The following is a 19,293-nucleotide window of genomic DNA, read 5'->3' as shown; positions in this document are numbered from 1 at the left end:
AACGACCACCCACCGCCGGAAAACCCCGACCGCAGACCACCGCCGACCCGGCGGGCCGGGCCAGGGTCAGCGGTCGGGGGTGCGGCGGGGACGCCAGACCACCAGCGCCGTGGAGGTGCGACTGGTCGGCACCAGGTCACCCCGGGAGAAACCGCTGGCCAGCGTCTCCAGCTCGGCGATCCGGCGGTAGGCGGCGTCCAGCTCCGCCTCCAGTCGGGCCACCCGCTGCTGGGCCTGCTCCACCAGGCGTTCCAGCCCGATGATCCGTTTCACCCCGGCCAGGTTGACACCCTCGTCCTGGCTGAGCCGCTGGACCTCACGCAGCAGGACCACGTCCCGCACGCTGTAGCGTCGCCCGCCACCGGCCGCCCGACCGGCCTGCACCAGGCCGAGCCGGTCGTACTGACGCAACGTCTGCGGGTGCATCCCCGCCATCCGTGCCGCGACCGAGATCATCAGCACCTTGGCCTCGTAGGCGGCGTCACCCGAACCGACGAACCCGTCCGACATCTCCACTCACCTCCGCACCCGTCAACCGGTCAACCGACCCGACGCACCCGCGCGTCGAGATGTTCCCGGGCCGCCGGCGGCGTCGCGTCGGCGAACGACTCCAGCGCCGCCCGGGCTTCGTCCGACACCGTCGCCGGCACCACCACGTCCAACGTGACCAGCAGGTCACCGGCCTGACCGTCGCGACGCACCACACCCTTGCCCCGGGCCCGCAGCACCCGACCGGACGGGGTCCCCGGCGGCACGCGCAGGGTCACCGCGCCGTCCAGCGTGGGCACCCGCAGGTCGGTGCCGAGCACCGCCTCGGCGAAGGTGATCGGCACGGCCAGCGTCAGGTCGTCACCGGTACGCCCGAACAGGTCGTCCGGGCGGACCTTCACCTGGACGAACAGGTCGCCCGCCGGCCCACCCCGCTGACCCGGCTCGCCCCGCCCGGCCAACCTGATCCGCTGCCCGTCGGCCACCCCGGCGGGAAAGCGGACGTTCAACGTGCGGGTCTTGGTGACCCCGCCGGTGCCGTGGCACTCGGGGCACTTCTCCTCGACGACCGTGCCGACGCCCTGGCAGTTGCGGCACGGCTCGGAGAAGCTGAACGACCCCTGGTCCCGGGTGGTCACCCCGGCGCCGTGGCAGACCGGGCAGGCGGTCGGCTGGGTGCCGGGCTTCGCGCCGTTGCCGTGGCAGGTGTCGCAGACCCCGGGCGCGCGCAGCGTCAACGGCAGGGTGACACCACGCACCGCGTCCCCGAAGTCGAGGGCCACCTCGGTCTCCACGTCCCGGCCCCGGGCCGGGCCACGTGCCCGCGTCGGACCGGCACCACCGGCACCACCGCCGGAGAAGATCGAGCTGAACAGGTCGGTGAAGCCGCCACCACCGAACCGGGTGTCCCCGCCACCGCCGCCGAACAGGTCGGAGACGTCGAACGGGGCACCGCCGGGCTGACCCGTGCCGGGCGCGCCCCGACGGAACGCGCCCGAGCCGAACAGCGAGCGCATCTCGTCGTACTCGCGGCGCTTGGTGTCGTCGCCGAGCACCGCGTACGCCTCGGAGACGCCCTTGAACCGCTCCTCGGCTTTCGGGTCACCGGGGTTGTGGTCCGGGTGCGATTCCCGGGCCAGTTTCCGGTACGACTTCTTGATCTCGTCTGAGGAGGCGGACTTCTCCACGCCCAACGTGGCGTAGAAGTCCTTCTCGATCCAGTCCTTGGAACTCACCGGTCCACCCCCTTCCGTGAGATGTGGCCCGGTCGCCCCGCCCACCGGGTGAGGGTGGGCGGGGCGACCGGATGGCCGTGCACTATTGCGGGTCGGCGACCGCGACCATGGCCGGCCGCAGCAGCCGCTCACCGAGCAGGTAGCCCCGGCGCATCACCTGGACACAGGTGGGCTCGTCCACGTCCGGCGAGGTCTGGTGCGCGACCGCCTCGTGCCGGGTCGGGTCGAACGGATCGCCCTTCTCGCCGAAGGGGGTCAGGCCGAACTTGCCCAGCGCCGTGGTGAGCTGCTCGGCCACCGTGCCGAACGGCCCCACCAGGTCGCCGTGCTCCCGGGCCCGGTCCAGGTCGTCCAGGATGGGCAGCAGCGCGGCGAGCACCGAGCCGGTCGCCTGCTCCTGGACCACGCCCCGGTCCCGGTCCACCCGCTTGCGGTAGTTGGCGTACTCCGCCGACACCCGTTGCAGGTCCCGGGTCCGTTCGTCCAGCTCGGCCCGGAGGGCTTCCAGCTCGGCGCCGAGCGGCGAGCCGGTCGGGCTGTCGTCGACCGGCTGCGCGGGGGCGTCCACCACCGGCGGACCGGTCGGTGCCGGCCCGTCGAGCGCGGTCGCCTCGGCCTCGATCTCGTCGACCATCACCTCGGCCTCCTCGACCAGCCCCTCGGCCGGGGCGTCCGCCCCGGCGTCGGCGGCGGCGGGCGGCTCCTCGGTCCTGCCCAGCTTGCGGTTGTTCCGGATGACGACCCGCGGCCCGTCGTCGGCGGGCTCGGAGCCACCCGGCGTCGACCCGGAGGCGCCCGGGTCGGCGACTCGTGGCTTCTCCGTCATACGACTACCTCGATCCCTGTGCGGTGAGTTCGTGTCCGGCGCGGACCGTCACTTCTTGTCCTCGTCCACGATCTCCGCGTCGACCACGTCGTCCGGGCCGCCCGCCTTCGGGGCCCCGGCGGCACCGGCACCCGCGCCGGCACCGGCGCCCGCGCCCGGACCTGCCGCGCCCGGCTGCTCCCCCTGCTCGGCCTGCTGCGCGTAGAGCAGCGAACCGGCCTGCTGGGAGACCTGGGCGAGCCGCTCGTGGGCCGCCTTGATCTTCTCGATGTCCTGACCGCCGAGCGCGCCGCGCAGCTCGCCGAGGGCCTCGTTGAGCTGCTCCCGGTTCTCCGTCGGCAGCTTGTCGCCGCTCTCGGCGAGGAACTTCTCGGTCTGCCACTGGAGCGCCTCGGCCACGTTGCGGGCCTCCGCCTCCTCGCGGCGACGCTTGTCGTCGTCGGCGTGCTCTTCGGCGTCGCGGCGCATCCGCTCGATGTCGTCCTTCGGCAGCGAGGAGCCGCCGGTGATCGTCATCTTCTGTTCCTTGCCGGTGCCCAGGTCCTTGGCGTGCACGTTGACGATGCCGTTGGCGTCGATGTCGAAGGCGACCTCGACCTGCGGCACGCCACGCGGCGCCGGCGGGAGGCCGGTCAGCTCGAAGGTGCCGAGCTTCTTGTTGTACGCCGCGATCTCGCGCTCGCCCTGGAACACCTGGATCAGCACCGACGGCTGGTTGTCGTCGGCCGTGGTGAAGACCTCGGAGCGCCTGGTCGGGATGGTGGTGTTGCGCTCGATGAGCTTGGTGAAGATGCCGCCCTTGGTCTCGATGCCCAGGCTCAGCGGGGTCACGTCGAGCAGCAGGACGTCCTTGACCTCACCCTTGAGCACGCCAGCCTGCAGGGCCGCGCCGACGGCGACGACCTCGTCCGGGTTGACGCCCTTGTTGGGGTCGCGACCGGTGAGCTGCTTGACCAGGTCGGTGACGGCCGGCATCCGGGTGGAGCCGCCGACCAGGATCACGTGCTCGACGTCGGAGATCTTGATGCCGGCGTCCTTCACGGCCTGCTCGAACGGGCCCTTGCAGCGGTCCAGCAGGTCCTGCGTCATCCGCTGGAACTCGGCGCGGCTGAGCGTCACGTCCAGGTGCAGCGGGCCGGCCGCGCCGGCGGTGATGTACGGCAGGTTGATGTTGGTGGTGGTGGCCGCCGACAGCTCGATCTTGGCCTTCTCGGCCGCCTCGCGGAGCCGCTGGAGGGCCATCTTGTCCTGGCCCAGGTCGATGCCGTGCTCGCCGCGGAACGTCTTCACCAGGTGGTCGATGATCCGCTGGTCCCAGTCGTCACCGCCGAGCTGGTTGTCACCGCTGGTCGACTTGACCTCGACGACGCCCTCGGCCAGTTCCAGCAGGGACACGTCGAAGGTGCCGCCGCCCAGGTCGAAGACGAGGACGGTCTGCTCCTTGGAGCCCTTGTCCAGCCCGTACGCCAGGGCCGCCGCGGTCGGCTCGTTGACGATCCGCAGCACGTTGAAGCCGGCGATCTCACCGGCCTCCTTGGTGGACTGCCGCTGCCCGTCGTTGAAGTAGGCGGGAACGGTGATCACCGCGTCGGTGATCTGCTCACCCAGGTACGCCTCGGCGTCCCGCTTGAGCTTCATCAGCGTGCGCGCCGAGATCTCCTGCGGGGTGTACTTCTTGCCGTCGATGTCGACGGTCCAGTTGGTGCCGATCTCCCGCTTGACCGAGCGGATGGTCCGGTCCGGGTTGGTCACCGCCTGGCGCTTCGCGACCTCACCGACGAGCACCTCGCCGTTACGGGCGAACGCGACGATCGACGGGGTCGTCCGCGAGCCTTCAGCGTTGGCGATGACGGTGGGCTCACCGCCCTCGAGAACGCTGACGCAGGAGTTCGTCGTGCCGAGGTCGATACCGACCGCACGTGCCATCTTCGCTTCCTCGCTTCGTTACGGGTGGGCAGGTCGGAGGGCCTGCCCGGGAGGGCCGCCCGCAGCGACCACACCACAAGTTGAGTGAACTTGACTCAATAGTGCCACGCGATCGCCAAAGCGCAAGTCGACTTGAGCCGACCCGACGCAACCCGACCGTTACTACCCTCCGGTTGTCTCTGTTGCATCGGTCGGGCACGCTTTAGCGGTGACGACGCACGGCGATCCCGCCACCCGGTCCGGCGCGCCCACCGTCGCCGCCCGCACCGGGCCGTCGGAGACCGACGAGACGCCGCCCGGCCCCACCGGAGACGGCCTGCCCGCCGCCCTCACCGGCCTGCGGGCCGCGATCGGCGCGGCCCGGTTTCCGCTCGCGCTGCCCTCGGCCGAGCCGGCCCGGCACACCGGCCGGGCGCTGACCGACCAGCTCGACGACTACCTGCTGCCCCGGCTGGCCCGGCTCGACGCCCCGCTGCTCGTGGTCGTCGGCGGCTCCACCGGCGCGGGCAAGTCGACCCTGGTCAACAGCCTGGTCCAGGCCCGGGTGAGCGCCGCCGGCGTGCTCCGCCCCACCACCCGCTCCCCGGTGCTGGTCTGCAACCCCGCCGACGCCGCCTGGTTCCGCCAGGGTGAGCTGCTGCCCGGCCTGACCCGGACCAACGAACCCAGCGAGGATCCGGGCACCCTGCACCTGGTCACCGCGCCCGCGCTCCCCCCGGGGCTGGCCTTCCTCGACGCCCCCGACATCGACTCGGTGGTCGACGCCAACCGGGCCCTCGCCGGCCAACTGCTCGCCGCCGCCGATCTCTGGCTCTTCGTCACCACCGCCGCCCGGTACGCCGACGCCGTCCCGTGGGAGCTGCTGCGTACCGCCCGCTCCCGGGGTGCCGCGATCGCCATGGTGCTGGACCGGGTGCCCCCCGAGGCCGCCGACGAGATCGCCGCCCACCTGTCCGAGATGCTCGCCGCCCAGGAGTTGGGCGCGGCACCGCTGTTCGTCCTGCCGGAGACCTGGGTCGACGGCCAGGGCCTGCTGCCCGACCGGGTCACCGCACCGCTGGGCACCTGGTTCGCCCGGCTCGCCGCCGACGCCGAGGCCCGGGCCGCCGTGGTCCGGCAGACCCTCGACGGCGCACTCGCCTCACTGCACCCGACGGTGGAGATGCTCGCCGACGCGGCCGACGAGCAGATGGTCGCCGCCGACGCCCTCGACGACCGGGTCCGGGCCGCCTACCAGGGCGCGCACCGGACCGTCACCGAAGGGCTGAAGGACGGCCGGCTGCTCCGCGGCGAGGTCCTCGCCCGCTGGCAGGAGTTCGTCGGCACCGGCGAGTTCTTCCGGACGCTGGAGGCCCGGATCGGCCGGCTGCGCGACCGGGTCGTCGCCGCGGTAACCGGCCGGCCCGCCACCCCCGCCACCGACCTGCGCAACGCCATCGAGTCACAGTTGGTCACCCTGCTGCGCGGGGTCGCCTCCGAGGCGGCGGAGAACGCGTACACCGCCTGGAAGGCGAACCCGGCCGGGGCCGCGCTACTCGACCCGCCGCTGGCGCACCCGTCGGCCGACCTGCCCGAGCGGGCCGAGCGGCTGGTCCGGGACTGGCAGCGCGGGGTGCTGGAGCTGGTCCGGGAGGAGGGCGGCGACCGGCGGTTCGTGGCCCGGACGGCCGCGTACGCGGTCAACGCCACCGGGCTGGCCGTGATGATCGCCGTCTTCGCCTCCACCGCGTTCATCCCGACCGGGCTGGAGGTGGCCACCGGGGCCGGCACCACCGTCGCCGCGCAGGCCGTACTCCAGGCGATCTTCGGCGACCAGGCGGTGCGTACCCTCGCCGCGAAGGCCCGGGGTGACCTGCTGGAACGGGTCCGCGCGCTGCTGGACGAGGAGGCGGGCCGCTACCTGGCCCGCACCGACGGGGCCCGACCCGGTGCGGAGGTCGGCGCGGCGCTGCGCCGGGCCGGCGGCCGGGTCGAGCTGGCCCGGCACCACAGCGGCCTCGCCGGGCAGACCGGCCAGGCCCTACCGATCCCGACCCCGACCTCCGAGGACGGCACCCGGTGACCAACATCGTCGGTCGGATGCGCGAGGCGCTCCGGGGTGAACAGCGGGTCGACGCCGACGCGCTGGTGGCCCGCCTCGACGCGATCCGCCGGTTCCTCGACGCGGTCGACGGCGAGGTGCCCGACACCCGGCTGGTCGGCGCGCACACCCTGGTCGAGCGGGCCGGCACCCGGTTGTCGCTGTCCCGGGACCACACCGTCGTGGCGTTGGCCGGCGCCACCGGCAGCGGCAAGTCCAGCCTGTTCAACTCCCTGGCCGGGATGGAACTCTCCCCGGTCGGGGTGCGCCGGCCCACCACCGGTGTAGCGCACGCCTGCGTCTGGGGGCCGCTGGACGGCGGCAACCGGCTGCTCGACTGGGTCGGGGTGCTGCCCCGGCACCGGTTCGTCCGGGAGAGCGCGCTCGACGGCGACGACGAGTCCGCCCTGCACGGTCTGATCCTGCTCGACCTGCCCGACTTCGACTCGGTGCAACGGTCCCACCGGCTGGAGGTGGACCGGCTGCTCGGCCTGGTCGACCTGGTGGTCTGGGTGGTCGACCCGCAGAAGTACGCCGACCGGGTGATCCACAACAGCTACCTGCGCGAGTTCCACCGGCACCGGGAGGTGACGGTGGTGGTGCTCAACCAGGCCGACCGGCTGCCCCCGGCCGAGCTGCCCCGGGTGCTGGCCGACCTGCGCCGGCTGCTCGACGTCGACGGGCTCGACGGGGTGCCGCTGCTGGCCACCACGGCGGTCGAGCCGGACGGGATGACCGGGCTGCGGGAGGCGCTGGAACGGGCGGTGTCGGACCGGCAGGCCGCGCTGCGCCGGCTCTCCGGCGACGCCGACACGGTGGCGGCGTCCCTGGGCGAACTGGTCGCCGTCGAAGCCCCGGGGCACGTCCCGGACGCCGCGACGGTCCGCGCCCTGGACCGGGCGTTGGCCGAGTCGGCCGGGGTGCCGGCGGTGGCCGCCGCGGTCGAGGGGGCGTACCGGCACCGGGCCGGCGGGGCCACCGGCTGGCCGTTGGTACGCGGCTGGCGCAAACTGCGCCCCGACCCGCTGCACCGGCTGCACCTGCCCGGCCCGACCACCGATCCGCAGCGCCCGGCGGAGCCCGTGCTCGCTGCCACCTCCGTGCCCGACCCGACAGCCGCCCAGCAGTCCGCCCTCGGGCTGGCCATCCGCGCCGTCGGCCACCGGTCCGGCGAGAAACTCCCGGCACCCTGGCCGGCCGCGGTGACCGCCGCCGCCCGGTCCCGGCTGGCCGACCTGCCGGACGCGCTGGACGGCGCGGTCGCCGGCACCGACCTGGGCATGGACCGCCGGCCGTTCTGGTGGCGGCTGGTCGGTGCCCTCCAGTGGCTGGTCACCCTCGCCGCCGTGGCCGGGCTCGGCTGGCTGGTGCTCGGCTACGCGCTGCGTGCCCTGGGTCTGCCGGCGCTGGACTATCCCCGGGTGGGGGAGGCACCGTTGCCGACCGTGCTCCTGCTCGGTGGGCTGCTCGCCGGTCTGCTGGTGGCCGCGGTGACCCGGCCGGTGATCCGCTGGGCGGCCCGACGGGCCCGACAGCGGGCCGAGCAGCGGCTCACCGAGGCGGTCGCCCGGGTCGGCGCGGAGTACGTCCTCATCCCCGTCCGGGCCCTCCTCGACCGGTACGCCCTCGCCCGCTGCGCCTGGCAGGACGCCACCCGGTGAACGCCGCCGCCGGCACAGGTGTCCGGGGCTGCGCGGCGGCGTAGGGTCGTGCCATGGCCACGCCAAAGACCCCCTACGACGCGGTGCTCTCCGCGGCCCGCGACGTGACCAGGCTGGACTGCGCGCTCGACGCCGAGATGCTCGGCACGGCGCTGCTGGGCAGCGTCTACGCGATCGCCGAGACCGACCGGGAAACGGCGGTCCGGGAATTCGTCTCCGGTTTCCTCGCCGCCACCTCCCGCCGCCGGACGGCCGCCGCCACCACCATCCGTCAGGTCTTCGCCGCGCTGGTGCCCGATGCCGAGGGCGCGGCGAAGGTCCGCCCCGGCGCGCAGGCCCCGGCCTGGGCCGGTCAGCTCGGCCGGGTCCACCTCACCGGCACCTGGTCGTACGGCGACGTGTACGGCGACCAGACCTCCTACCTGGCCACCTTCGCCTACGACGACGAGTCGGGCGGCCCGGAGCACGCCCTGGTGGCACTGGTCGACCACAACATCGGCATCACCAAGGACGTCTTCGTCGGCGGGCCGGCCGAACGGATCCTGGAGCAGGTCCGGCAGATGTGCGCCGACGACGACCTGACATGGTTCCGGGAGGAGGACCCGGCCCGGATGCACGGCGAGGTGGGTCGTCACCTGACGATCACCGACGACCTGGGTGACCTGCCCGCCGAGGGTTCGCTCGCCACCGACCGGGCGTTGGTCGGGGCACGGCTGGCGGTGCTGCCCGAGCCGAGCGCCGGCACCACCGGCTGGGACGCGCAGCCGCTCAGCGCCGACGAGCGCACCACGCTGGTCCGGGCTTTCCTGTCCTCCCCCGAGGCGGCCCGCCATGGGCTGAACACCCTCGACAGCGACGCCGAGCTGGCCTCGCTGCACTTCTGCCTGGGGCTGCTCTTCGACCACTCGGCGAGCTTCCCGGACGCCGACCCGTTGCGCTGGAGCCCGGCGGTGGCCGGGTTGTTCCTGCTCGACTGGGTGCACCGGCGGGCCGTGCTGGACATGGACGACGCGGCGTTGCTGCCCCGGGTGCTGCGGGCCTGGGCGGCGTTCGCGGCCCGGCGGCGGGGGCTGCCCGAACGGGCCGGCACCCAGACCGACGAGGCGATCGAGGAGTTGGTGCCGGAGTTCGCCCGGCTCTATTCAACAGGCGAGCGGCGCAGCCCGGCGACGGCGGCGGTGGCCCAGCTGATGGCTGACGGCATCGACCCCGACGACCCGGTCGCCCTGGACGCCTGGATCGAGGCCAACCGGCAACGGCTGGGGGACGACACCCCCTGACCGTCCGACGACGCGCTGCGGGCCTGGCGACGCGCTGACCACCCGGCGACGCGCTGACCACCCGGCGACGCGCCGGGGTGGCCCCGTGACGTCCCCGGCCGGTCTACGGCTCGACCAGGGCCAGCCGGCCGGGGGCGACGTCGAGGCGTACCCGCTGGCCCCACCGCAGGGTCAGCCGGTCGGCCTCCAGCCCGTCGGCGAACGCCACCAGACCGTCGGACTCGGCGGTCAGCTCCAGCGCGTCGGTGCCGTCGAGCCGGCCGGCGACCAGCTCGACCCCGGTGACCGGTGAGGGCCACGCCTCCCGCACGTACCAGCACAGGGCCGGCTCCTGCGGGGCGGGCGGCGGGACGGCTGCCGACCGGTCCCGGGCGATCGAGGCGCACCAGCCGGTGGCCCCGGTGCCGGTGCCGACGACCACCCCGGAGGACGACTGCCGTTCCTGCCGGGGCCGGCCGTCCCCGCCGACGTCGAGCAGGTAGCGGGCCGACTGGTGGGACGCGTGCCCGACGTACACCTCGTTGAGGCCGACGAGTTCCTGTCCGTCGTCGAGGGTGGCCCGGACCATGGCCCGGTGGCGCAGCGGCGCGGTCCCGGCGGCCACCGCCGGCAGCAGGGCGGCCATCTGGTCGCCGGTGCAGCGGACCAGCACCCCGGCGTTGCGGCCCGGTTCCGGGTCGACGCCGACGACGGGTTGCCCGGTGAGGTACTTCGCCACGTTGGCGACGAGGCCGTCCGGGCCGACGGCGACGATCACGTCCTCCGGGCCGAACAGGAACCGGGGCAGGTCGTCCCGGTCGACCGTGCCGCGCCGCCAGTCGGCCGGTACGGCGGCCCCGACGGCGGTCAGCGCCGTCTGGAGGGCCTCGTGCCGGTCCACCACCTCGGCCAGGTCCCGGCCCCGGGCGCGCAGGTACCACTGGGCCGCCGCCCGGGTGCCGTGCCGGGCGAGCAGCTCCTCCAGCTCGCTGCGGCGGCGGACCACCACCACCCGGGGGGTCAGTGTGCCGCTCACCGGTCCACCGTCCCGGTCGGGCCGGTGAGCCGGCCGAGCAGGTCGGCCAGCAGGTCCGGGGTGACGGTGAGCTGGCCGATCGGCGGGAGCTGGCCGGCGAGTTCCCGGACGGTGAGGGCTTGCAGCACCCCGGGCGGCAGGGTGGCGTACGTGGCCAGCTTCGCCGCCTCCGCCTCGGCCTCGGCGGCGCCGACGGCGCGTACCGTCTCGGCTTTGGCCACGGCGAGCACCCGTTCCTTGTCGGCGGCACCGGCGGCGAGCAGCCGTTCCTTGTCCGCCTCGGCGGTGGCGGACACCCGGGCCCGTTCGGCGGCGGCGGCGTTGGCGACCTGTTCCCGCTCCGCCTTGCCCTGGGCGGTGGCCAGCTCGGCGGCGGCGTCGAGTTCGACCCGGCGGCGGGTGTTCGCGCCGTGCTGCTCGACGAGCTGCTGTTCCCGGCGGGCCAGCTCGATCTTGTTCTGGAGTTCGTTCTCGGCGATGCCGCGTTCCTGCTCGACGGCCTGGGCCCGGCGGGCGTAGGTGGCCCGGTCGGCCTGCACCTGCACGGCCTCCCGGGTGGGGGTCTGCAGGGCGCGTTCCAGCTCGGGTTCGGGCCGGACGGCGACCACCCGGGCGCTGACCACGGCCACCCCGATGTCGGCGAGCCGGGGCTCGGTGTCGAGCGCTGCGGAGACCGCCTCCCGGATGGGCGCGATCGTGGTCAGCGCCTCGGCCAGCGGGACCCGGGAGAGCAGGTCCAGGGCGGGCTGCTGGGCCAGCTCGGCCAGCAGGGTGGCCACCTGGTCGAGCGGTCGGGACCGGGCCTTACCGGTGCGCGGGTCGATCGAGAAGTCGAGCCGGGCGGCGGCCAGCGTCGGGTCGGCCACCCGGTAGGTCACGGTGGCCTGGACGGTGATGTCGGCGAAGTCGCCGGTACGCGCGTGGAAGAGCAGCGGCAGCTCCCGGTCGTCGACCGGCACCTCGCTCAGCACGGCGGTCAGCGGTCGGTACCAGAACGACTGGCCGGTCCCTTCCCGCCGGACCCGCCCGTCGACGTGCAGCCGCACCCAGTTGGTCGGTGTCCCGCGCAGGTGGCGCAGGAAGAGTCGCCTCGTCACGTCGGCCATGTCTCACACCTTCCTCTTTTTCGTCTACCCGACGATAACAACTCTGATAGGTTATCGTCAAGGTGGTGATAAAGAGATGACCGACTACCCGCCCTTCGCCGTGACGGTGGACCTGGTGGTCCTCACCGTGCGCGCCGACGCGCTGCACCTGCTGCTGGTCCGCCGGGGCATCCCACCGGACGAGGGCCGGTGGGCGCTGCCCGGCGGCTTCGTCGGCATCGACGAGGATCTGCCCGACGCCGCCGTCCGGGAGCTGACCGAGGAGACCGGGCTCCCCGAGCCGGCCGGCCACCTGGAGCAGCTCGGCACGTACGGCCGGCCGGACCGCGACCCGCGCGGACGGGTGGTCACCGTCGCCTGGCTGGCCCTGCTGCCCGACCTGCCCACCCCGGTGGCCGGCTCGGACGCCGCCTCGGCGGAGTGGGTGCCGGTCGACCGGCTCACCCCCGGCCAGCTCGCCTTCGACCACGACCGGATCGTCGCCGACGGCCTGGAACGGGCCCGCGCGAAGCTGGAGTACACCCCGCTGGCCAGCGCCTTCTGCCCGCCCGAATTCACCGTGGCCCAGCTGCGGGCCGTCTACGAGACGGTCTGGGGCACCCGGCTGGACCCGCGCAACTTCCACCGCAAGGTCACCGGCACCCCCGGCTTCGTCAGCCCCGCCGGCCGGGCCACCGAGGGCGACCGGGGGCGACCTGCCCAACTGTTCCGCCGGGGCCCGGCCACCCGGCTCCACCCGCCCATGCTCCGCCCCGAACCCTGAACCGCCCGCCGGGCCCGACGCCCCGACCGGACCACCGCCCGGACCTCGTCACCGCCCGAACCTCGTCACCGCCCGAACCTCGTCACTGCCCGGACCGGGGCACTGCCCGGACCGGATCACCGCCCCCGACCTCGTCACTGCCCGGACCGACCACCCGGCACCGATCCCACCGGCACCCGTCCCACCGGCACCGGTCGCCGGGCGCTGCGACCGGTCTGGGCGCTGCGCCAGGTCTGCCCGGCTCGGCACGAGGGCTCAGGAGAGCGGCGCGTAGACCAGCCCGGCCACCAGGCCGCCGACCAGCGCGCCCACCACGACCTGCGCGACCGTGTGGTCGCGCAGCCGCACCCGGGACCAGCCGACCAGGGCGAGCAGCGGCACGGCCGGCAGCAGCCGGGGGCCGAAGGTGAGCACCAGCACCACCAGCGTGCCGGCGGCCACCGCCGAGTGGATGGACATCTTCCACCAGTGACTGACCGCCACCGCGACCACCAGGCCGACCACCCCGGCCGCGACCAGGGCCAGCACCGGGCGCGGTGCACCGAGCGCCGCGAGCAGGGCCAGCCCGGTGGCCGCCGAGGCGAGCCCGAGCAGCAGCGGCACCCGACGCTGCTCGCGGCGACCGATGTGATGATCGGTGAGTCGACCCCGCCGCACCCCACCCAGGATATACGTGAACGGGATACCGGCGGCGAAGACCGTGGCGAGCAGCCCCCAGGCCAGTCCGCGCGCCCCACCCGCACCGTGCCAGCCGATCACCACGGTCAGCGCGGTGACCAGCACGGCCGGCGCGGTCACCTCGGTCACCAGCCGGGCCACCCGGGTCGCCACCGCCCCCGACCCGACCGGCTCGGCAGCGGCAGGTGACCCTCCGAACGGAGCAGGGTCGGCCAGGTCGGGGGCGGCCCGGTCGCCGCCCTCGTCGCGCGTACTCAGCGTTCCGCCCCCGCATCCGTGGTGCCCGATCCGGCACACCGCAGTGGTCGACGGGTCGACCGACGGCATCCGGGCCGCCGCGGCTCAGCCTGCGGCTTCGCTCGTCACCGTACCGTCCGGGTCGGTGGTGTCGTGGAGGGTCGACGCGGACCCGGCGGAGGTCTGCGACACGGGTACGGCGGGTGCCTGCGGTGCGGGGACCGGGGTGGCCGACGGGCGGGCGACCGGGATCGACGGGCGACCGGCGGTTGGTCCGATGCGCGGTACGGGACGGGTCTGCGACCGTGGACGCGTGGGGTGGGTCGTGCCGGCCGGGATCGCCGTCGCGGTGGGTCGGGGCCGCGCGGTGGGGACCAGCGTGACCGTGAAGGTGGGTCGGGGCTCGGGGTGGCGGTCTGGCCTGGCGTCGGGGTGGACGCGGGGGCGACGTGGACCCGGGCGTCGGGGCGGGCTCCGGGGTCGACGTGGGTGCGGGGGTGGGGGTGGGCGGGGGTGCGGAGGTGGGCGTGGCGGTGTCGGAGGGTGCCGAGGTCGGCGACGGGTCCGGCGGTGGCTCGGAGAGGGTGGCGGTCGGCTCGACGTCCGGGTCCGGGTCCGGACTCGGGCTCGGCGTGGGGTGGGGTGTGGCGGTGGGGGTCGGGTGGGGGGTGGGGGTGGGATGGGACGGCGCGTTGGGTGCCGACGTCCGGCGGATCGGCCGGGGCGTGGCGGCGGGCACAGCCCGACGGTGGACGGGGCCGGTGGTGGCGGGAGCCGGGGCGGTGGCGGGCGGTGCCGGTGCGGTGGCCGGTGGGCGGGCCGGTTGACCGGTGGCGGGCACCGGGACGACGACCGGCCCGACCGACGGGGTGGGCAGGAACGGGGTGCCCTCGTCCGGCAACGCGGTGCTGCCCACGGTGGCCGAGCCGGCGCTGATCGCGGCGAGCACCGGCATCGAGGCGGCCCCGGCGAGCAGGGCGACGGTGAACAGGTAGCCCCGGTGCGGCGCACCGACGCCGGGTGCCCGGTGGACGCCGATCATCCGCCGGTAGCTGCCGCCGCCGGCCCGGTGCCGGCCGAGGAGGGGGACCGGAGGACCGTCACCTGGCTCGGACACCGCAACTCCCTCGTCGACCTGGACGTGTTCGCCGGTGGGCAGCACGGATCAGAACGGACATTATGCGCCAAACGCCCACCAATACCGGTCAGCTTGACCCAGTGACGCCCAGTTCACCAGGCACCACAGCGTGTCGACACACAAAAAGTCCGTCACCCGGCCGGTCCGGCGACGATCGCCCGACATCGGCGCGGCCCGCGCGGGCGCAGGCGCAGGCCCGGCCGGCGCAGGCGCGGCACGGCGACAAAAAAGTCCACGGGTCACCAAGCGGACATGTCGTCACCGGCGGGAGGGCCATACTGTGGGGCCGCTCACCTCCTCTGCAATCATTCAGGCACGACGGCAACGCAGCCGCACCTCCGCGTACCCCGTGGCAGGCATGGCTGCTCGCCGACGCTCCCGAACCGGGTTCGACCCATGGATCCGGCTCAGGTCGTGCGGCAACCCCCACCGGGGCTAGGCACGGCCGCCAGGAACCAGTCCGGCAACAGCCGGGCCGGCGCACGTTGTGCGCGGACGGGTGACCCCCCGGCTCGGGCACAGACACGACAGGGAGAGACGGATGGCAAAGGGCGACCCTGCGGTCTCCAGCCGCGGCCGGCGAGCCGCACCCCGGTCCCGGCGAGCCGCCGCGACCGCTGAGCCGGAACTCGTACAGCTGCTCACCCCCACCGGGGAGCGGATCGAGAGCGCGACCGGCCCGGACGGCACCGAGTACCGCGTCGACTTCACCGACGAGGAGTACCGCGGCCTCTACCGCGACCTCGTGCTGGTCCGCAAGCTCGACGCCGAGGCGACCGCGTTGCAGCGGCAGGGCGAGCTGGGCCTGTGGGCCTCGCTGCTCGGTCAGGAGGCGGCCCAGGTCGGCTCCGGACGGGCGCTGCGCAGCCAGGACATGGCGTTCCCGACCTACCGGGAGCACGGCGTCCTCTACTGCCGGGGCATCGACCCGATCATGCCGCTCGGCCTGTTCCGTGGCGTCGACCAGGGCGGCTGGGACCCGAACGAGTTCAAGTTCAACATGTACACGATCGTCATCGGGGCGCAGACCCTGCACGCGACCGGGTACGCCATGGGCGTCCACATGGACGGCAAGACCGGCACCGAGGACGGCGAGGCGGTGATCGCCTACTTCGGCGACGGCGCCACCAGTCAGGGCGACGTCAACGAGGCGTTCGTCTGGGCCAGCGTCTTCAACGCCCCGCTGGTCTTCTTCTGCCAGAACAACCAGTACGCCATCTCCGAGCCGCTGGAACGCCAGACCCGGGTGCCGCTCTACCGGCGGGCCGGCGGTTTCGGCTTCCCCGGTGTCCGGGTCGACGGCAACGACGTGCTCGCGTCGTACGCGGTGACCCGGCATGCGCTGGACAACGCCCGGCTCGGCCAGGGCCCCAGCCTGATCGAGGCGTACACCTACCGGATGGGCGCGCACACCACCTCGGACGACCCGACCCGTTACCGGATCGCCAGTGAGGTCGAGGCCTGGCAGGCCAAGGACCCGATCGCCCGGATGAAGGCGTTCCTCGACAAGCAGCAGATCGCCGACGACGCGTTCTTCGCCGAGGTCGACGAGCAGGCCCGCGCCGAGGCGGTGCACCTGCGCGAACGGGTGCTCGAACTGCCCGACCCGGCCCCGGTGTCGATGTTCGACCACGTCTACCCGCACGGCTCGCCCGAGTTGGACGCCCAGCGGGCCCGGTTCAGCACCTACCTGGAGTCGTTCGAGGGGAGCGCGCACTGATGGCCACGGAGACGCTCACCCTCGGCAAGGCCCTCAACACCGGTCTGCGTCGGGCCCTGGAGAACGACCCGAAGGTCGTCATCATGGGCGAGGACGTCGGCAAGCTCGGCGGCGTCTTCCGGATCACCGACGGGTTGCAGAAGGACTTCGGCGACCAGCGGGTGATCGACACCCCGCTGGCCGAGTCCGGCATCATCGGCACCGCCGTCGGCCTGGCCATCAGGGGTTTCCGGCCGATCTGCGAGATCCAGTTCGACGGCTTCGTCTACCCGGCGTACGACCAGATCGTGTCGCAGGTGGCCAAGATGCACTACCGCTCGCAGGGCAAGGTCACCATCCCGATGGTGATCCGGATCCCCTACGGCGGGGGCATCGGCGCGGTGGAGCACCACTCCGAGTCGCCGGAGGCGTACTTCGCGCACACCGCCGGGCTGAAGGTGGTGACCTGCGCCAATCCGCAGGACGCGTACGTGATGATCCAGCAGGCGATCGCCTCGGACGACCCGATCGTCTTCCTGGAGCCGAAGCGGCGCTACTGGGAGAAGGGTCCGGTCGACCTGGACGCCCCGTTGTCCGGGGCGTACCCGTTGCACGCCGCCCGGGTGGTGCGGCCGGGCACCGACGCGACCGTGTTGGCGTACGGCCCGATGGTGCGTACCGCGCTGGACGCGGCGACCGCCGCCGCCGAGGACGGCCGGGAGCTGGAGGTCGTCGACCTGCGTACGCTCTCGCCGCTGGACCTGACCGCCGTCTACGAGTCGGTGCGGCGCACCGGCCGGTGCGTGGTCGTCCACGAGGCCCCGGGCAACCTGGGGCTGGGCTCGGAGATCGCGGCCCGGGTCACCGAGGAGTGTTTCTACTCCCTGGAGTCGCCGGTGCTGCGGGTCACCGGTTTCGACACCCCCTACCCGGCGAGCCGGGTGGAGGAGGAGTACCTGCCCGACCTCGACCGGGTGCTCGACGCCGTCGACCGCACCTTCGGCTGGTGAGCGCGATGTCCCGGATCAAGGAGTTCAACCTGCCCGACCTGGGTGAGGGCCTGACCGAGGGGGAGATCCTCGCCTGGCTGGTCAAGGTGGGCGACGTCATCGAGCTGAACCAGCCGATCGTCGAGGTGGAGACGGCCAAGGCGGCCGTGGAGATCCCGGCGAAGTGGGCCGGTGAGGTGCGGTCGATCTTCCACCCGGAGGGGAGCACGGTCGAGGTCGGCACCCCGATCATCGCGATCGACACCGACCCGGGTGCCGGGCCGGTGCCGGAGTCGACGACCGCCGCCGCGTCGGCGGACCTGCCCACCCCGTCGGCTGCTTCGTTGGCGGCGGTGCAGGTCGCGCCCGCCGAGGGCATGGTCGAGCCGGGTCTGATCGGTGGGGTCGCCCCGGGTGGGCGTACCGCCGTGCTGGTCGGTTACGGCCCGCGCAACGCGCCGGCCAAGCGTCGGCAGCGCAGGGACGGCCCGCCCCGGCAACCTGCCACCAGCCCCCGGCCGACCGAGCCGGCCCAGGTCACGACGGCGGCTCCGGCCGCGCCGGTGGCTGCGGCGCCGGTCGCTGCGGCACCGGTCGCGCCGACGGTGAACGGCAACGGCCGGGTCGCCGGCCCGGTGCTGGCGAAGCCGCCGGTGCGCAAGTTCGCCAAGGACCTCGGGGTCGACCTGGCCACGGTGACCGGGTCGGGTCCGCTCGGGTCGATCACCCGTGCGGACGTACAGCGGGCGGTGGACGGGAGCACGGCGGTGGCCGAGCCGCTGGCGGCGACGTCGCCGGCCACCTCGGCCGCGAGCTTCGGCGCGGACCGCGAGCAGCGCATCCCGGTCAAGGGGGTACGTCGGCTCACCGCCGAGAACATGTCCCGCTCGGCGTTCACCGCACCGCACGTCACGGAGTTCCTGACCGTGGACGTGACCCGGGCGATGAAGGCGCTGGACCGGCTGCGCGGGCGGCGGGAGTGGCGGGACGTCCGGGTGTCGCCGTTGCTGCTGGTCGCCAAGGCGGTGCTGCTGGCGGTCCGGCGGCACCCGATGGTCAACTCGACCTGGGCCGGTGACGAGATCGTCGTCAAGGAGTACGTCAACCTCGGTATCGCGGCGGCCACCGAGCGTGGCCTGATCGTGCCGAACATCAAGGACGCCGGTCGACTCACGCTGCGTGAGCTGGCGGATGCGATGACGGGTCTGGTGCAGACGGCCAAGGCGGGGAGGACCTCTCCGGCGGACATGTCCGGCGGCACCCTGACGATCACCAACGTGGGGGTGTTCGGGGTGGACACCGGCACCCCGATCCTGCCTCCGGGTGAGTCGGCGATCCTGGCCTTCGGTGCGGTCCGCGAGCTGCCGTGGGTGCACAAGGGCAAGGTCAAGCCACGCCAGGTGACCACCCTGGGGCTCTCCTTCGACCATCGGATCATCGACGGCGAGTTGGGTTCGAAGTTCCTGCGCGACATCGGGGACTTCCTCGCCGACCCGGAGGCGGCGTTGCTCGCCTGGACCTGAGACCGGTGACGTTCCGGCCACGGCCGGTGTGCCCAGGGTGAACACCCGGCACACCGGCCGTTGCCGTTGGGGAAAGAAACAGTGGCCCATATCGCCCCCTGACCTACGATCCTTAGGCCCGTGTTGCAGCTCACCTAATAATCGATGGCAATCGGCGGCCGGTGGGTGTTCAATGGAGTCATCAAGGGGCCGACAACCGAATAGCCGAAGGAAAGACACCATGAGCATGATCGAGCGAATCCGCACCCGTCGTGACGCCACCCGTCGGGCCCGTGCCATCGAGCACGCGCTGCGCTCCGCCAACTCGCCCGCGGTCCGCGAGGAGATCCTCGCGATCGCCCAGCGTCACCTGAGCTGACGCCACACCGACTTTTCTCCCCCTCCTCCAGATCGACGACCCGCCCGGGCCCCGGGCGGGTCGTCGGCGTTCCGCACCCCCTGAGACCGGGATTCCCCCTCGCCATGACGCCCGGTACGGTGGTTCCGGTCGCCAACCGCCGACCTGGGCACCGATCGCGCCCGATGGATGCCGATCGACACCGCCCGGTGACGTGGAGTGACGGCCGGTGCTCCCTGGGTGCCGCGCGCGCGAACCGGATACCGTGCGGGGAGCCCGCACGGCCGACCCGCCGGGCACCGGCGACACGG

The 19,293-nt window shown here is 73.7% G+C and carries 17 protein-coding genes; 10 read left to right on the top strand and 7 right to left on the bottom strand.

Going from position 1 to position 19,293, the window contains the following annotated elements; translation table 11 throughout:
* Positions 1 to 66: 66 nt before the first annotated feature.
* The 4 genes from J7462_RS20385 to dnaK form a co-directional block, all read right to left on the bottom strand.
* Positions 67 to 510: a heat shock protein transcriptional repressor HspR gene (locus tag J7462_RS20385; protein WP_219465524.1), complete on the bottom strand. Its 444-nt coding sequence runs from the start codon at positions 508 to 510 to the stop codon at positions 67 to 69.
* Between the two features lie 29 nt (positions 511 to 539).
* On the bottom strand, positions 540 to 1,724 hold the full coding sequence (dnaJ, locus tag J7462_RS20380; protein WP_219465523.1) for a molecular chaperone DnaJ: 1,185 nt from the start codon (positions 1,722 to 1,724) through the stop codon (positions 540 to 542).
* Between the two features lie 82 nt (positions 1,725 to 1,806).
* Positions 1,807 to 2,550 (bottom strand): nucleotide exchange factor GrpE, encoded by a 744-nt coding sequence (gene grpE / locus J7462_RS20375; RefSeq protein WP_219465520.1) that lies wholly within the window; start codon positions 2,548 to 2,550, stop codon positions 1,807 to 1,809.
* Positions 2,551 to 2,598: 48 nt separating this feature from the next.
* The gene (gene dnaK, locus J7462_RS20370) at positions 2,599 to 4,476 is read right to left on the bottom strand and encodes a molecular chaperone DnaK (protein ID WP_219465519.1); all 1,878 of its coding nucleotides are present in this window, start codon (positions 4,474 to 4,476) and stop codon (positions 2,599 to 2,601) included.
* A gap of 208 nt (positions 4,477 to 4,684) precedes the next feature.
* On the opposite strand from dnaK, the gene J7462_RS20365 reads away from it, so the two are divergent.
* The 3 genes from J7462_RS20365 to J7462_RS20355 are packed head-to-tail and all read left to right on the top strand — an operon-like array spanning position 4,685 to position 9,497.
* Complete coding sequence (locus J7462_RS20365; protein ID WP_219465516.1) at positions 4,685 to 6,538, top strand: GTPase domain-containing protein; 1,854 nt, start codon at positions 4,685 to 4,687, stop codon at positions 6,536 to 6,538.
* Positions 6,535 to 8,217, top strand: coding sequence for a GTPase (locus tag J7462_RS20360; RefSeq protein ID WP_308290963.1), 1,683 nt, complete (start codon positions 6,535 to 6,537; stop codon positions 8,215 to 8,217). Before J7462_RS20365 ends, J7462_RS20360 begins: the two co-directional genes overlap by 4 nt.
* Positions 8,218 to 8,270: 53 nt before the next feature.
* Complete coding sequence (locus tag J7462_RS20355) at positions 8,271 to 9,497, top strand: hypothetical protein (protein ID WP_219465514.1); 1,227 nt, start codon at positions 8,271 to 8,273, stop codon at positions 9,495 to 9,497.
* A gap of 103 nt (positions 9,498 to 9,600) precedes the next feature.
* Here the strand turns inward: J7462_RS20355 and J7462_RS20350 are convergent, their stop codons facing one another.
* Together J7462_RS20350 and J7462_RS20345 are read right to left on the bottom strand one after the other, a co-directional pair.
* Positions 9,601 to 10,512: a hypothetical protein gene (locus J7462_RS20350; protein WP_219465512.1), complete on the bottom strand. Its 912-nt coding sequence runs from the start codon at positions 10,510 to 10,512 to the stop codon at positions 9,601 to 9,603.
* Positions 10,509 to 11,618, bottom strand: coding sequence for an SPFH domain-containing protein (locus J7462_RS20345; RefSeq protein ID WP_219465510.1), 1,110 nt, complete (start codon positions 11,616 to 11,618; stop codon positions 10,509 to 10,511). Before J7462_RS20345 ends, J7462_RS20350 begins: the two co-directional genes overlap by 4 nt.
* Positions 11,619 to 11,694: 76 nt before the next feature.
* Between J7462_RS20345 and J7462_RS20340 the strand changes: the two genes are divergently transcribed.
* Entirely contained in the window at positions 11,695 to 12,381 is a 687-nt protein-coding gene (locus tag J7462_RS20340) for an NUDIX domain-containing protein (protein ID WP_219465507.1), read from the top strand.
* Positions 12,382 to 12,636: 255 nt separating this feature from the next.
* Here the strand turns inward: J7462_RS20340 and J7462_RS20335 are convergent, their stop codons facing one another.
* Positions 12,637 to 13,212: a phosphatase PAP2 family protein gene (locus J7462_RS20335; RefSeq protein ID WP_308290962.1), complete on the bottom strand. Its 576-nt coding sequence runs from the start codon at positions 13,210 to 13,212 to the stop codon at positions 12,637 to 12,639.
* A gap of 734 nt (positions 13,213 to 13,946) precedes the next feature.
* Here J7462_RS20335 and J7462_RS20330 point away from each other — a divergent pair.
* From J7462_RS20330 to J7462_RS20305, 6 genes are all read left to right on the top strand, one after another.
* On the top strand, positions 13,947 to 14,123 hold the full coding sequence (locus J7462_RS20330) for a hypothetical protein (RefSeq protein WP_219465505.1): 177 nt from the start codon (positions 13,947 to 13,949) through the stop codon (positions 14,121 to 14,123).
* A 3-nt stretch (positions 14,124 to 14,126) separates the two neighbouring features.
* Positions 14,127 to 14,291: a hypothetical protein gene (locus J7462_RS20325; RefSeq protein WP_219465504.1), complete on the top strand. Its 165-nt coding sequence runs from the start codon at positions 14,127 to 14,129 to the stop codon at positions 14,289 to 14,291.
* A gap of 684 nt (positions 14,292 to 14,975) precedes the next feature.
* Positions 14,976 to 16,154 (top strand): pyruvate dehydrogenase (acetyl-transferring) E1 component subunit alpha, encoded by a 1,179-nt coding sequence (gene pdhA / locus J7462_RS20320; RefSeq protein WP_208565281.1) that lies wholly within the window; start codon positions 14,976 to 14,978, stop codon positions 16,152 to 16,154.
* Positions 16,154 to 17,143 (top strand): alpha-ketoacid dehydrogenase subunit beta, encoded by a 990-nt coding sequence (locus J7462_RS20315; protein WP_219465503.1) that lies wholly within the window; start codon positions 16,154 to 16,156, stop codon positions 17,141 to 17,143. The genes pdhA and J7462_RS20315 overlap by 1 nt, the downstream gene beginning before the upstream one ends.
* 5 nt (positions 17,144 to 17,148) lie before the next feature.
* The gene (locus J7462_RS20310) at positions 17,149 to 18,645 is read left to right on the top strand and encodes a dihydrolipoamide acetyltransferase family protein (protein WP_219470509.1); all 1,497 of its coding nucleotides are present in this window, start codon (positions 17,149 to 17,151) and stop codon (positions 18,643 to 18,645) included.
* 220 nt (positions 18,646 to 18,865) lie between these two features.
* Positions 18,866 to 19,003 (top strand): hypothetical protein, encoded by a 138-nt coding sequence (locus J7462_RS20305; RefSeq protein WP_208565279.1) that lies wholly within the window; start codon positions 18,866 to 18,868, stop codon positions 19,001 to 19,003.
* Positions 19,004 to 19,293 lie beyond the last annotated feature (290 nt).

It is taken from the genome of Micromonospora sp. RL09-050-HVF-A (assembly GCF_019374995.1).
GTDB lineage: Bacteria > Actinomycetota > Actinomycetes > Mycobacteriales > Micromonosporaceae > Micromonospora > Micromonospora antibiotica.
The sequence above is the reverse complement of the archived record's forward strand: the minus strand, read 5'-3'. Positions and strand labels throughout refer to the sequence as shown.